Consider the following 14,998-nt stretch of genomic DNA (forward strand, 5'->3'; position numbering starts at 1 on the left):
ATTACTGATTACCTTGACTGTCAACGGCTACAGTTGGTGGAGTAATGCGCAATATCTTGATACCTAAGTACGCATAAATAACAGCAAGGATCGGATTGATTACGTTAAAGAATGCATAAAAAATGTAATCGAACGGATTTACAAGCAACACGCTGTGCATATATGCACCACAGGTGTTCCAAGGAATAAGAGGCGATGTCAACGTACCACCGTCTTCTAAACTACGTGATAGATTGAGTTGGTCGAGTCCGCGCTTTTTGAACTCTTCTTTATACATGCGGCCAGGCATAACTATTGAAATGTACTGGTCAGCGGTTACCAAGTTAGTACCAAAACAAGTTAAAATTGTGCGGCTTACCATATCACCTGCCGACTTCGCGCCGAGCAAAATAGCTGACACTGCGCGTTTAAGTAGCCCAACACGCTCTAACACAGCACCGAAAGACATCGCGCATATAATTAACCAAATAGTATTAAGCATTGAAGACATGCCACCACGTGACAATAGGCTATTTAGGTTTTCGTCTGGTGTTGAAAAACTTACGCCATCAAATAATGCTGTCCAAACAACTTTTAATGCGCCAATATTTGTAGAGTCGTCGGCACTTGCCATCGCAGTAACCACGTCCCATTGGAAAACAACCGCCCATACACCACCAAGAAGCGCACCAATAAAGACCGCTGGGAATGCAGGCATTTTCTTAATGGCAAGTGTAAGCAATACCACAAGAGGGATAAGAAGATGCCACCCCAAATCAAAAGAGTCATTCAGCAATGTTTGCATTTGCTCAATACGTTCAGCCTTTGCCTCACCAACTTCACTGAAGCCCAATATGGTGAAAAGAATAAGTGCAATGACAAAACTTGGAATGGTAGTCCAAAGCATATAACGAATATGTTCAAACAAATCTGTTCCTGCTACTGCGGGTGCTAGATTTGTTGTTTCTGACAATGGAGAAATTTTGTCACCAAAGTAAGCACCTGATACCACCGCGCCAGCTGTTATCGCTGCAGACATTTCCATGCCCGCAGACACGCCCATCAATGCGACACCTACGGTAGCGGCGGTAGTCCAAGAACTCCCGATACTCATAGCCACCACTGCGCAAATCAAGCAAGCAGCTGAATAAAAGAACGAGGGGTTAAGTAGTTCCAAACCAAAATAAATGAGTGTAGGAACGGTACCTGCTAACATCCAAGTACCAATTAGCGAGCCAACTGCCAACAGAATTAGACACGCACCAAGAGACATTGAAATACCGTCTACAATGCCCTTCTCGATTGTTTTCCAACTAAACCCGTTTTTCATGCCGATAATGGCAGCGAGACCCATTGCAAGAAGTAATGCAATTTGGTTAGGGCCATATGATGAGTTGTCTTCGAACAAATACACTGCACTGCCCATCATTACAACCAATGCTACAATCGGGATAAGCGCATCCAGTAAAGACGGTGTTTTTAATTCTTTAGTCGTCATTGTTTTTAATTTTAAAACCTTATTTTTATACTTCTTCCGGTGTTAAAAAACCGAGCGATAGAACATTAGCGCGATAATTACAGGGCATACAAAGCGCACGTACCACGGCCATATCTTCCAGAACAAACCATGTTCCGCATGTGCATTGCCTTCTTTCAACTCCGCTAAAATTGCATCGCGTTTCCAAACCCATCCAGCAAAAATACACAGAGCGAAACCAAGTAGAGGCTGACTGTATTCTGTAGTAAGCGCAATGACAAAACCGAACAGGCTGTCAAAGTTAAGAATGATAATGCAACTTAACGTGAATATAAGCGCAGCCATAAACACAACGGCTTTCTTTCTCTTAAGCCCCTTACTTTCAACCATGTAAGCTACCGGAACTTCAAGCATAGAAATAGATGAGGTCACTGCCGCAATGGCCATTAGCGCAAAGAAAGCAAAAGCAACGAATACACCTACTGAACCAATAGTGTCAAAGAGTGCGGGCAATACTTTAAAAATAAGGGTGTCACCTTGAATGAGCGCACCATCGGGGGTAAATATTTCGACACCATTATTAAGAGCAACGTACATGGCAGGAATTATCAACATGCCCGCGATAACCGCTACGCCAATGTCAACCAGCGCAACAGACGCACCAATTGTTGGAAGGTTTTCAGACTTACTTAAATAAGAGCCATATACCAGCATGGTGCCAACACCCAACGACATAGAGAAGAAGGCCTGACCCATGGCATTAATTAAGAGTTCAGGATCGAGTACACGAGAGAAGTCTGGAACCAAGTATGCACTCCACCCTTCTACCGCACCAGGTTGCAAGCTAACGTATACAATCAGTGCAAGAATTAAAATAACCAATGTTGGCATTAAGCGCACTGACCATTTTTCTATACCCGCTTTAACGCCACCTACTACTATAAATGCAGTTAATGCCATGAAAAACAGACAAAAAATAATGTTACGCGTAACCGAAGGGGTAAGTAGCCAATCGCTTGCTGAAGTTAAACCGAAGATACGAACGGCGGCATCTGCAAAATAGACCAGCATCCAGCCACCAACAATTGCATAAAATGCCAATATCAAAGACACCGTTATGCAACCCCAGATCCCCGTTGCGCGGCCAATGAAGTTACCCGAAATTTTACCTAATGCATCGACCATATTTGAGCGTGAGCTTCGCCCTATAATGAGTTCTGCCATTAACACTGGGTATGCTAAGACAAACGCTAATAGAAGATACACAAGTACAAACGCGGCACCACCGTTACTGGCTACTTTCGTAGGAAAGCCCCAGATGTTTCCGAGCCCTACTGCTGAACCTGCTGCTGCTAGCACGAATCCTATACGAGAGGAAAATTCGCCTCTGATAGCCATGTTATTTCCCTTTATTATTGTTTTAGTATTTTATAGACACAAAAAAAGGGCTGGCCATAGACCAGCCCTTTTTCCGTCACCACTAATTTCTTGTAATTGCGTAACGGCCAGTTTCAATCATGTCGAATGTGATATTGGCTGCTTCATCTAAGAATGGGTCTAATTCTTCCATATCTTCAGGTAGGTCGTCCAATGTTGCGACGGTTTCTAATCCCATACGCTGTAAACGTTCGTTAGCACGTGCAAGGGATTTAGTTTCCGCTTCTTTCTTTTCTGCTTCACGAACTGACTTAACTAATGAGATATAGTTTTTATCTTTATTCTCTTTATATTCCGAAATGTCTTGTTGAATGTAAGAGAATTCAGGGTTTTGTAGAATACGTTTATTGTGCTTTGCAGTTAATACATCCAGTGCAGCGGTGCCGTCTGCAAACGTTGTATAATTAGCACGGTTGATGCTATCCCAAGGCAACGCATTTTCCGCCTGACTTTCACCCCACTCTGCAGGCTCTATTGCCGAAGGATAAAGAATATCTGGAATAACACCTTTGTGTTGAGTACTACCACCATTGATGCGATAGAACTTAGCAATAGTAAATTGAACGCTTCCTAACGGGTTATCGTAAAGGTCGTAAATTTTACCTAGGCCGCGGTGTTGCTGCACAGTACCTTTACCAAAGGTCTGCTCACCTACAATTAGCGCGCGATTGTAATCTTGCATCGCTGCGGCAAAAATTTCTGATGCCGAAGCGCTATAACGGTCAACCAATACAGTAAGTGGTCCATCGTAGGCTACTTCGCCGTCAGTATCGCGATTCACGCTTACTTTGGTTTGCCCGTAACGAATTTGTACCACAGGCCCTTTTTCAATAAACAAGCCTGTTAGCAACGTAGCTTCTGTTAAAGAGCCGCCACCGTTACCACGTAAATCGACTATTACGCCCTTTACGTTTTGCGATTTTAAACTTTCTATCTCTTTTGCCACATCAACACTTAGGTTGTTGTAAAAGCTAGGTATGGTGATTACACCAAGCGGCTCACCAGCATGAGGGCCTGTTTCAGGCACGTACACTTCAGATTTTGCTGCGCGATCTTCAAGTTTAATTTTGTCTCGAGTTAAACTAACGACAGAAGTGGTTTTTGCATCACTTGCGCCTTTCTCTACTTGCAAGCGCACAGTACTGCCTTTAGGGCCTTTGATTAATTCGACAACTTCATCTAAGCGCCACCCGATGACATCAACAAACTCTTCGTCTTCTTGTGCAACACCAACGATTTTATCTTCAGGTTTAATTGCACCAGACTCATCGGCAGGGCCACCAGGCACTATGCTTTTGATGACGGTATAGTCATCTTCGCTTTGTAATACAGCGCCAATCCCTTCAAAGGATAAATTCATTTCCATTTGGAAACGATCTGCGTTGCGTGGCGATAGATAGCTTGTATGTGCTTCAATTGTGCGCGCAAATGCATTCATAGCTGTTTGAAAAACGTCTTCGCTTTTCGCTTGCTTGGTGCGCTTGATTGCGCGAGTGTAACGCTTGGTTAGAAGCTCTTTGGCTTCTTCCCACGTTTTGTCGGCCAAAACTAGATTTAGTGCATCGTATTTAACTCGCTGGCGCCAAATTTCGTCTAACTCGGCAGTTGATGTCGGCCATTCAGCATCTTCTCTATCATAAAAGAACTTATCGCCTTCTTTTTCGAAGTCGAAAGGGCCCGACTCTAACAATGCCAACGCGTACTCATAACGCTCAATTCGGCGTTTTGCACTCACGTTGTACATGTCATAAGCAATCGATAAATTGCCTTTGCTCAATGCATCATCAAACAAACCGCGATACTTTTCGAAACTTACAACATCAGAAAGCAAAAGAACTTGCTTGTTGTGATCTAACGAGTCGACGAAGCGCTGATAAACACGTGCAGAAAGAGCATCATCCAACGAAATTTCCTTGTAATGCGCCCTTGTAAAAAGCGCGCTTACGCGTTTTGCTGCAACACTGTGCTGAGATTCCTGTTGAAGAATGGGAAGCTCATCAACTTCTGGAGTTGAAGTAACGGCGCCAGCACCTACCCCTACGGTAAGAAATGCACTAGCAATGGAAATTCGAAGGATGTCTTTCATATTTACGACCTCTTGGAGCGTGCCAAACGTAAAGCGTCTGCGTTTACTTTTACCACCATACCTGAATCGAGCTGAACGTGAATGCCGTCCTTCGCTACTTCAGTAATAACTGCAGGCATAGGAGCCTTACCTAGTTTAACGGTAACTAGCGTTCCCTGTTGCAAATCGCTTTCAGTCAATTTTGCAGGTGGTGTATTGTTTGGTCTGTTATTTTTCGGTTTAGTTCCGCGCTTACTATCAGCATGGTCCGATTTTTCAGATTTTTCACCTTTCGGGCGATTAAATTGACGTTTTTCTTTGCGCTTTGGTTGTTGAGCTTGCTTAGCTTTACGCTTTTCAGCCGCCTTAGCTTTACTCTCTTCCAATTGTTGCTGCGCGTGGTCGGCGTGTTCTTTCTCGATTGTATCGCCTTCAACACCATCTAGATCTACGCGGTTAGCACCCTCTTTGATGCTATATAAGTAGCGCCAGCTGTTGGTGTAGTGACGTAGCGTAGAACGCAGAAGTGTTTTACTTACACGTTCATCGTCTTCTAAACGAGTGGCTAAATCTTGAAAAATGCCAATCTTAAGTGGGCGGGCCTCGCCTTCAATGCTAAAACATTTCGGAAAGGTCTCTGCAAGGAAAGCAATAACTTCCTTACTGGTTGTAAACTTCTCTGGTGATTCCATTAACTTTCTAAATTATTCAGGAGATTTCATCGTTACTTGCATCATCCCAAGTTGCCAGCGTGTGGTCAACCCAATCAAGCAATTCGTCGTCATCTATTTCTAATAAATGCTTATCTTGTTGCCAAGATTCCCATGCGTAGTGCAAAATTTGCTCTAATCGCTGCGTTTCTATATCTTCTTCTGCGGCGTCATAGATTGCATGAAGAATGAAATTTAAACGTTCAGATGCCTCATCTGGGTCATCGTGAAAGTCTTCCATATCTTCAAACGTCGACAGAACAACATGTATATCAACACTCGTTTTCATAATTATTGCTGAGATTCCATTAGGATGTTGGCAATTTTTACTAACCCTACCTCATCCTCTTCACTAAAACGATCGTGAATGGGGCTATCGATATCCAATACACCGACTAATTCGTTATTTAGCACTAAAGGAATAACGATTTCGGAATTAGACGCTGCATCACATGCAATGTGTCCCTTGAACTGATGCACATCTGCAATGCGTTGAACTGTACGTGTTTCAGCACTTGTTCCGCAAACACCTTTGCCCATAGGAATTCTGATACACGCTGGTTGCCCTTGAAACGGACCAAGTACAAGTTGTTCTTCTTTGTACAAGTAAAAGCCTGCCCAATTGACATCTTCCAGTTGGTTAAAAAGAAGTGCACTAATATTGGCCATATTTGCAATGAGGTCATGCTCACCAGAAACCAAGCTTTGCGCTTGGCTGACTAACTGGTTATAGAGTTGTTCTTTCAATCGTAAATCCTGTCATTGAACAATTTTAAACGTTACGTTAATTCGCGCTTCAACACGTTGTTGCCCTGGTAAAGACATAGACATATCTTTGGCCATTGCTTCGGCGCGCATAACCGGAATCGGCATATTGCCACCACTTTCAGAGATTGCAACAACTTCGCCTACTTCTATCCCCAATTCTTTTGCAAGAAGCTGTGCACGTTGCTTTGCATCTTTCACCGCCGCGACAAGGGCAAGTTCGTAGGCATTTTGTTCACTCAGTGCGATAAAATTAAATTGTTGTATTCTATCCACTCCGCGTTTTAACACGCCATCTAATACACTATCGTAAGTATCAAGATCTGTAGATGTGACAATAATATCACGCGACAAACTAAAGCCTTGTTGAACTCTACCTTGAGGCGTATTGACATATCGCGGTTGCAACCTTACCTGCATGCTTTGTATATGCTTTTCCGCTATGCCCTGACTCAATAGAAACTGCACCACTTGGCGTAAGTCAGCATTTAACTGACTATTTAGCTTGCTGACAGTATCGCCCTCTTCTTCAACGACAAAAGTTACTGAATAAGCATTAGGTGTGACCTCGATTGCACCACTTCCTTGAACATTAATTACTGCATCATTCGCTAAAACTGACTGCGAAAACCCAGTAAGTAATACAGCAAACAGCCCAATAATTCGTGATTTATTGCGATAAAAAGTCATAAAAGTCCTTTCAAATAGTTCTGGATGATAAATACCTTATCAACGTGTGATGAACGCACTATGAACGAAGCCTATCACTGTAGTGTGGCACAAATGGCATTAAAACAGGTTTCTATACTTTACGCATATAGGCTGTTTAGGTAGATCACTTTTGAGGTGAGTGGTGGTATTTTTGAGGCAATTAAAAAAGCCAGCATTTGCGCTGGCTTAAAAATAATCATACTGTGCGCTTATTATTTTAAAACGCTGCGCAACGCTGCAAGGCAATGGTCTATATTGCGAGGCTTACAAGCGTATCCCATAAGCCCTATTCTCCAAACTTTTCCTGCGTGCTCCCCAAGACCTGCACCAATTTCTAAATTGAATTCATCAAGTAACTGTTTACGTATCGCCGCGTCGTCTACGCCATCAGGAATTTTAACTACGTTAAGTTGTGGTAAGCGATAGGCACTATCAACGGTCAACTCTAAGCCCAAATCAGCCAGCCCTTCGGCAAGCTTGGCATGGCCATTTGCATGGCGTTTCCATGCGTTTTCCAATCCTTCTTCTTTTAGAATCAATAAGGCTTCGTACATGGCATACATACTGTTTACTGGAGCTGTGTGGTGATAAGCGCGCTTAGCCCCCTGCCCCCAATAACCCACGATAAGGTTCATGTCTAAGAACCAGCTTTGTACTTTTGTGTTGCGGTTTTGTATTACACTTACGGCCTTTTCACTAAAAGAAACAGGCGAAATACCCGGAACGCAACTAAGGCACTTTTGCGAACCTGAATAGATCGCATCAATATTCCAACCGTCAACATCTAACTCAATACCACCTAAAGATGTCACTGCATCAACGATTGTCAAACAATCATATTTTTTAGCGAGTTCACAGAGTAATTTCGCTTCATTACGCACACCCGTTGATGTTTCGGCGTGCACAAAGGCAAGTACTTTAATATCTGGGTTCGCTTTAAGCGCGTCTTCAACTGCATTTAGGTCCGTTTGTTCACCCCACGTGTTATTTACGGTCACTGCCACCGCACCGCAGCGTTCAACATTTTCAACCATACGAAGGCCAAACACGCCGTTAATACATACTAGCGCTTTGTCTCCGGGCTCAAGCAAGTTGACAAAGCATGCTTCCATACCAGCAGAACCAGGCGCAGAAATGGGCATTGTAAGTGCGTTTTCTGTTTTAAATGCATATTGCAGAAGTGACTTCGTCTCATCCATTAGCTCGATGAATAGTGGGTCCAAATGCCCTAATGTGGGCCTAGCCATTGCATTAAGAATTCGAGGGTTAACGTCGGATGGTCCTGGGCCCATTAGTGTGCGTTCAGGGGGAAGAAAAGTAGAAAGCGATTGCATGATTCCATCCTTATTTTGTTCTGTAAAATGGTGTTATCAGACATAGTACAAGGAAAGCATGTGTGCACAACCATCTGTAGCGAACATAAATAATATGAATGGCAAGTGCGTCATGCATACATGACATCAAAGTGGATAAGTTGTGTACATAAAGTGCGCAAAGCCTGTATAAAATATATTCACTTTTATGTAAAGATCCGACCAGTTTCTATCTGATTGAAATTATGGGAGTAAATTGAATAATTGCTGAGTTAAGAGAGTTGTAAGATAAAATTCACACACATTGTGTTTATAAAATAACCAAATGTATTCTATAATCATTGTCCGTTTGAAGGATTTTACATACACTCTCCCTGTAAAAGTTAGCGCACGGCTCAGCAATGAGCCATTCCCCTAGGCCCGGAACGTTTGTTCTGGGCATTTTTTATGGGGAAGTTTTTACAGGTAATATAAAGATACTCGCAAGGCTCTTAGCTAATCGAGCAGTTAGCTAAACGAGTGGTTCAAGTTTGTCGGCGTATTGCTGAGCATTGTTTGCGTAATGCGCTGCTGATGCTTTTAATTTGGGCTCTACACTGGCATCTAGCGTTTTCACAACCTTACCTGGCGAGCCAACCACCAAGCTATAATCTGGAATGTCCATATTTTCAGTAATCAACGCATTCGCCCCAATAATGCAAAACTTACCAATTTTAGCCCCGTTGAGGACCACTGCATTTATTCCTATAAGTGAATAATCGCCGATCTCACATCCATGTAACATCACCTTATGTCCTACTGTAACACCAGTACCTAGCGTCAATGGAATCCCCTCGTCAGTATGTAAAACACTACCGTCTTGAATATTGGTGTTCTCGCCTATCGTTATTTTGTCCATGTCACCGCGTAGCACTGCATTAAACCATACGCTGCTGCCAGTTTTTAATTCAACATTTCCAATAACATGAGCACCGGGTGCAACATACGTATTATCAGCCATTTGAGGAATTTGACTTTCTAGTTTGTAAATCATGGTGTTCTCCCTTACGATTTAATCAACTTTGCGCATCAGGCCTTCTTGTGTTGTTGATGCAACTAGCTCGCCTTTCTGATTGAAAATTTGACCGCGCACTAATCCTCTTGAACCTCCGCTAAACGGACTTTCCATTGCATATAACAACCATTCATTCATATCTATTGGACGGTGAAACCACATAGCGTGATCAATTGTAGCGATACGCAATGACTTATCTGTAACTGCGACACCGTGTGGCTGAAGAGAAGTACTTAAAAAATGATAGTCGGACGCATAGGCAAGTGCAGCTTGATGCATTGATAACGACCCTGCCAAATGATTACGCGCTTTCATCCATATGTAGCGCGTAGGTTCTCGCTTTACTGGCTGGTATGAATTTGCAGCATCAACGGTTCGGATATCCACTGGTTCATGATAGCTAAGTGCCTCTCGCATGGGGCGAGCAATTTTATCGAAATGGGCCTGATAAAATTCAAGATCAGACTGAACTTCTTGCGGGGGCGGTACATTCGGCATGACAGGTTGCTGGTGTTCCATACCCTCTTGTGGTACTTGGAAAGATGCTGTCATATAAAATATATTGCGCCCGTCTTGGATAGCCTTAACCCGTCGTGCTGAAAAACTTCTTCCATCTCTCACAATTTCTACATCATAAACGACCGGTTTTTTAGCATCGCCGGGTAACAAAAAGTAAGTATGAAACGAATGAGCAATTCGGTCCGATTCTACGGTTTCATAGGCGGCAGCTAGCGCTTGACCTAAAACCTGCCCTCCGAATAGTGCACGAAACCCCAGGTCCCAGCTCTGCCCACGATAAATGCCCGCTTCAACGGTTTCTAACTCAAATAAAGATGATAGTTTTATCTCAGACATTGTGATTGCTCTCTTCTACTACGGCTTTAGGATTTCTGGGATAGTACTTTTCTGGCAACTTAGCTTTGTGCTCAAAAAAGCGAGTATCTTTATAGGGTAACTTCATAAAGCCTGAAATACCTAAACCTTTTATTGATGGTATTTGCTTGACCAATGTTAATAATAACTCTCTGAAATTCTTTTCTTGGCTGTGATCAAGCAACGTATAATAATTATGAATTTTTAAATGGGTAGGCAACGCTTCAAAAATAATGCAACCTGTATGGTGAATAGCATTAAGCTGCCTAATCGTTTCAATTATGCCGCCTGGCAACTTGAGTAACTCGTCAGGGTCGTCACCATCTTCAAAATAAGAATGTGTGCGAGAGTCATCTTTATGTGAAGAGACCCGAGATAGCTCATAGGGGATAATTAAATCATGTGCAGGAATGAACTCGTCTTCTTCACTTTCTCTATCGATATGAAGGGTGTTCTTTGCGTTGAACATACAACATTTGAATACCGCAGGTTTGTGAATTGCTCTGGCTAAGTTGATTACGTTATTTACCGCTAATTCGAACGCGGTTTTTAGCGACTCATCATAAAGATTTAGACTTGAGTCGACGTATATTCCTTCCGGCTCCCAACGAACAGCCATACCGCCTACAACTGGATACTTACCTAAGCGACTAATGGCTGATACAAAGGCCTTTTCAGTATCACCCATACCTTGAAGATAATTCTTGTAGTAACGATCAAACTGCGCATCATCAATGTAACGTAAATTTTGTGCGTCCTTTTCACCCAGTATGGCTTGTTGCCTTAGGTATGACTTCCTCGAGCTATAAACAACAGTTTCAATACTTGTTTTTTGATGCGACACCCATGTGGGTATAAGTGGTTGGTATTGATAATCTCTATCTTCTGTAAAAACCATGTTTTTTAAAACATGTAAGTGGTTAAAAAGATAGTCGCCTCCTTGACGTCTTTTCTCAGCGTCATCACTTAGCATATAGTCCAAAATATTGGCCAACATCTTAGGTAAGCCTAACGATGATGGTGTGATAACTTTGCTACCATAACGACAAGATTGGCCAGACGCCAGAGCATATAACGTACTCGCTAGACCTTGCTCGTCAAACCGTGGACTTGATAGTGCACCATTTAGTTGCTCTTCCCCGATAAAATAGACATCTCCAAGGCGAGCATTTGTCTGATGCAGTTCGCCTGACATCAAGTCCATCACGTTATTGCCCACATATTGGCCGTTGATATCAGTTTGGGCAAATACAGATGATCCCCAGTCAATCAATCCAACGACTTCGTTTTTATCATCCCAAACAAGGTTAGACGGTTTGATGTCGCCGTGAACGATGGGCTTGATTTCACCTTGTTCACTGTATTGGCGAAAATTAGCCAATAATTCACCCACTTGAACCGCAATTTTTACAATAACACGTGGTGGCAATGGGCCGTGCTTTAGGCTGACCTTTTCTAAATCTTCACCTGGCGCACGTGCCATTACCAAAATAGACTGTTTTCTAACTTGCTGATACTCAATAAAACGAGGTACATATTGATGGTGGACATGTGAAAGCATAAAGGCTTCCTCTTCCAACCGGTCTTGCACATGTTGAGGGAGCGTTATCCTTGAAAATTTAAATACACGCTCTTCACCGTCTGGCGCTATGCCCGCAAACGCGAAACCAAACGCACCTTTACCTAGTAATTCGATTTGGCCATAGCCTAAGTTTCTCAACTGGTTAATGCAAAGGTTCACCCAGTCTTTTAACTTTTTTGCATCAGCATGAGACAATAGGTAAATTGACTGTTCATCAGGGATATAGAAATGCTTTAAACCTTTGAGCTGGGTCATACTAATTTACCTATGGCACGACGTTACGTGTCTTGGTTTATCCAAGTCAATTCAGCAGTCGATGCTTCACCCATGTCTTTGATGACATCGTCTAGTGCAGTGCTTAGTTGCAAGTCGAGCTGCCAAGGAGGGTTGATAACCAAAACGCCCGAACCATACATGCCTACATCTTCTGAGCTCGGTGCTATTTTTATCTCAGCTTTAAAACATGGCAATCCAGTTTGAGCCAGCTTATCTACCATAACCTCACTAGCACCTTGTTTAGCACCTGCGCGAGCAGACAAAAGTGGATACCAAATAACAATCTGAGCTTGTTTCCAACGTTTGAGGACCTGCTCTACGCCTTTGATGACATCAGAATATTCACTTGCACGTTCATACGGTGGGTCAATTAAAATTGCACCTCTATTCGGCTTTGGTGGCGTAAGCGCTCGTAACCCTTCATATCCGTCGCGCTTGTGCACATGGGTATTAGCGGACTTTAATCGATACAAATATGTACTGAGCTTTTCGAACTCCGCAGGATGGAGTTCCATCGCATGTAGCGTATCCCCTTCGCGCTTCGCTACTGCACTTATTGCCGGCGAGCCTGGATAGTTATTGTGTGTTAAGAATGTGCCGCAAAGCGTAAGATAATCTTTTAGTAGCGCCGAATCTGCATGTACATTTTGGATTCGACTAATACCTGTCTCATACTCTTTATTTTTTGACGACATCGCGTCACTAAAGTCGTAACAACCTGCCCCTGCATGTGAATCAAAAAGCGTGAAAGGTTTATCTTTCTTTTTAAGTGAATTAATGACACCTAACCAACAAAGGTGTTTTATAACATCAGCATGGTTGCCTGCGTGGAATGCATGTTGATAACTAAGCACAAAACCTCGATAAAACGCGATAATAGATAAAGCTGCTATCTTACCCCGATATGCACATCAGTTACCATATGAGCCAATACACAAATAGTTACGCTAAAGGTGAACCATGCCTTTCATTATATTGTGATAGTGCATCGATAGGATTTGGTGTTGGTATACAAAAAAAGGCTAATAACCAATGTCATTAGCCTTTACGTATTTCAGTATTGCTTCGCTAGCGCAGGTGCATCAACATTTTTTCTGGCTGAGTCAGATAACTCATCCAAAGATTGTTAAAGCGCACCATAGTCGCACCGTCGATGATCCTATGATCGCCAGACCAGTTAACCGCCATAATATGCTGTGCAAAAACATTCCCGTTATCATCAAAACGAGGAAGTTTTTGTGTTTTGCCTAACGCGACAATTGCAGCTTCGGGTTTGTTGATAACAGGCGTTGCAGTAATACCGCCAATAGCACCAATATTTGAAATGCTAATAGTGCCGCCTTTAAGGTGTTCACCAGACACTCGCCCTTCCCTCGCTTGATTAATAATATCCTGCATTTGTGTTGCTATTTCAAACAACGACAAGTGCTGAACACCTTTAATATTTGGTACAAGCAAGCCAATTTTAGAATCAACTGCAAAACCGATGTTGTGGTCTTCGAAGTAACTTATTTCTGTGGCGTCGTCGTTTAACTGACTATTGATAACCGGAAATTCTGTTAACGCCAAAGACATCGCTTTTACAAAGAATGGCATGAAGCTAAGTTTTACATCCCTTGCTTCGAAGTCTGGCTTAAGGGCCTGACGAAGTGCCATTAGGTTGTCCATTACTACTTCATCACTAACCGTGAAATGCGGAATGGTATAAACTGATGCAGACATTTGCTTAGCCATTGCGGCCTGTATTCCGCGCACTTTTTCGGTTTTTACACCACCCGTTGCTTGACTCGAAGCCATGCCAACGCCTTTTGACGTTATAGGTGTATCACTTGGCTGCCCTTCTTTACTCTTTACAGATGAACCGGCTTGACTAACGTACTCAATAACGTCCGTTTTTAGGATGCGGCCTTTTTTACCGCTGCCCGTTATCTTCAGCAAATCAATACCTTGCTCGCGAGCAATACGACGGACGGCTGGGCTAGCGAGTACCTTTCCTGGTATAGCAATTGGTGGCTCAAATTCACCGTCTTTAAATTTTGCATTGTCTGCTGGTAAGGCCGCCTTAGCCGAAGGCGTGCTAGTATCAACAGCACTGTTATCGCATTTTGCAGCGCTGTCCTTATTATTTGGCGTTGCTGGTTGTTCAAACGAGGTATTTATCTGTTGAACATCACCTTCTACCGCTAGAGCAAAAAGCGGGCTGTGTACTTTCGCAATATCACCTTGTGCATAGTAAAGCTTATGTACAACACCAGCGTTTTTTGCTGGAATTTCAACCACAGCTTTGTCTGTCATTACTTCGACAACAGCTTGGTCTTCTTCAATTTGATCGCCTTCAGCAACATTCCACTTAACTATCTCGCACTCGACAATACCTTCTCCGATATCGGGCAAAATAAAATCTTCAATGGCACTTTCAAGTTGACCCGTCAGTTGTTGACTATCTTCATTTGCTAGCGATACAACCGCTTCATCTGCTTCTTTTGTATTTTGCTCGGAACCTTGCTCAACAGCATCGTCTGGTGTCATTGAAAATAGAGGTGCATGAACCTTTGCAATGTCGCCCACTGCATAGTGCAATTTCTCAACTACACCAGCATGCATTGCGGGAATTTGCACCGTCGCCTTATCTGTCATTACTTCGGCAACCGGTTGATCCTCTTCAATGTGCTCGCCTTCAGCTACGAGCCATTCAAGTAGCTCACATTCAACAATGCCTTCACCGATATCGGGAAGAATGAATTCTATTGTCATAA

13 protein-coding genes are annotated in these 14,998 nt (G+C 42.9%); all 13 read right to left on the reverse strand.

Annotation, left to right across the window (positions count from 1 at the left end):
- Position 1: 1 nt before the first annotated feature.
- On the reverse strand, positions 2-1,477 hold the full coding sequence (gene nhaC, locus OZ660_RS09960; protein ID WP_274743388.1) for a Na+/H+ antiporter NhaC: 1,476 nt from the start codon (positions 1,475-1,477) through the stop codon (positions 2-4).
- A 42-nt stretch (positions 1,478-1,519) separates the two neighbouring features.
- Positions 1,520-2,854, reverse strand: a complete 1,335-nt coding sequence (locus OZ660_RS09965) for a sodium-dependent transporter (protein ID WP_274743389.1) — start codon at positions 2,852-2,854, stop codon at positions 1,520-1,522.
- 82 nt (positions 2,855-2,936) lie between these two features.
- Positions 2,937-4,979, reverse strand: a complete 2,043-nt coding sequence (prc, locus tag OZ660_RS09970; protein WP_202265787.1) for a carboxy terminal-processing peptidase — start codon at positions 4,977-4,979, stop codon at positions 2,937-2,939.
- A gap of 2 nt (positions 4,980-4,981) precedes the next feature.
- A complete protein-coding gene (gene proQ / locus OZ660_RS09975) occupies positions 4,982-5,650 on the reverse strand; it encodes an RNA chaperone ProQ (protein ID WP_274743390.1) in 669 nt (222 codons plus the stop codon).
- 16 nt (positions 5,651-5,666) lie between these two features.
- On the reverse strand, positions 5,667-5,957 hold the full coding sequence (locus OZ660_RS09980; RefSeq protein ID WP_159624468.1) for a hypothetical protein: 291 nt from the start codon (positions 5,955-5,957) through the stop codon (positions 5,667-5,669).
- Positions 5,958-5,959: 2 nt separating this feature from the next.
- Positions 5,960-6,415: a GAF domain-containing protein gene (locus OZ660_RS09985; protein ID WP_232369746.1), complete on the reverse strand. Its 456-nt coding sequence runs from the start codon at positions 6,413-6,415 to the stop codon at positions 5,960-5,962.
- A gap of 12 nt (positions 6,416-6,427) precedes the next feature.
- Complete coding sequence (locus tag OZ660_RS09990; RefSeq protein WP_274743391.1) at positions 6,428-7,123, reverse strand: SIMPL domain-containing protein; 696 nt, start codon at positions 7,121-7,123, stop codon at positions 6,428-6,430.
- A gap of 233 nt (positions 7,124-7,356) precedes the next feature.
- Entirely contained in the window at positions 7,357-8,478 is a 1,122-nt protein-coding gene (locus OZ660_RS09995) for a pyridoxal-phosphate-dependent aminotransferase family protein (RefSeq protein ID WP_274743392.1), read from the reverse strand.
- A 490-nt stretch (positions 8,479-8,968) separates the two neighbouring features.
- Positions 8,969-9,490 carry a gamma carbonic anhydrase family protein gene (locus OZ660_RS10000; RefSeq protein ID WP_274743393.1) on the reverse strand — a complete coding sequence of 174 codons (522 nt, stop codon included), beginning with the start codon at positions 9,488-9,490 and terminating at the stop codon, positions 8,969-8,971.
- A gap of 18 nt (positions 9,491-9,508) precedes the next feature.
- Complete coding sequence (gene tesB / locus OZ660_RS10005) at positions 9,509-10,366, reverse strand: acyl-CoA thioesterase II (protein WP_159624460.1); 858 nt, start codon at positions 10,364-10,366, stop codon at positions 9,509-9,511.
- Complete coding sequence (locus OZ660_RS10010) at positions 10,359-12,221, reverse strand: serine/threonine protein kinase (RefSeq protein ID WP_274743394.1); 1,863 nt, start codon at positions 12,219-12,221, stop codon at positions 10,359-10,361. Before OZ660_RS10010 ends, tesB begins: the two co-directional genes overlap by 8 nt.
- A gap of 23 nt (positions 12,222-12,244) precedes the next feature.
- Entirely contained in the window at positions 12,245-13,096 is an 852-nt protein-coding gene (locus OZ660_RS10015; protein ID WP_274743395.1) for a 23S rRNA (adenine(2030)-N(6))-methyltransferase RlmJ, read from the reverse strand.
- Between the two features lie 214 nt (positions 13,097-13,310).
- A complete protein-coding gene (locus OZ660_RS10020; RefSeq protein ID WP_274743396.1) occupies positions 13,311-14,996 on the reverse strand; it encodes a dihydrolipoyllysine-residue acetyltransferase in 1,686 nt (561 codons plus the stop codon).
- Positions 14,997-14,998 lie beyond the last annotated feature (2 nt).

This window comes from Alteromonas sp. 009811495 (assembly GCF_028865455.1).
Lineage (GTDB): Bacteria > Pseudomonadota > Gammaproteobacteria > Enterobacterales > Alteromonadaceae > Alteromonas.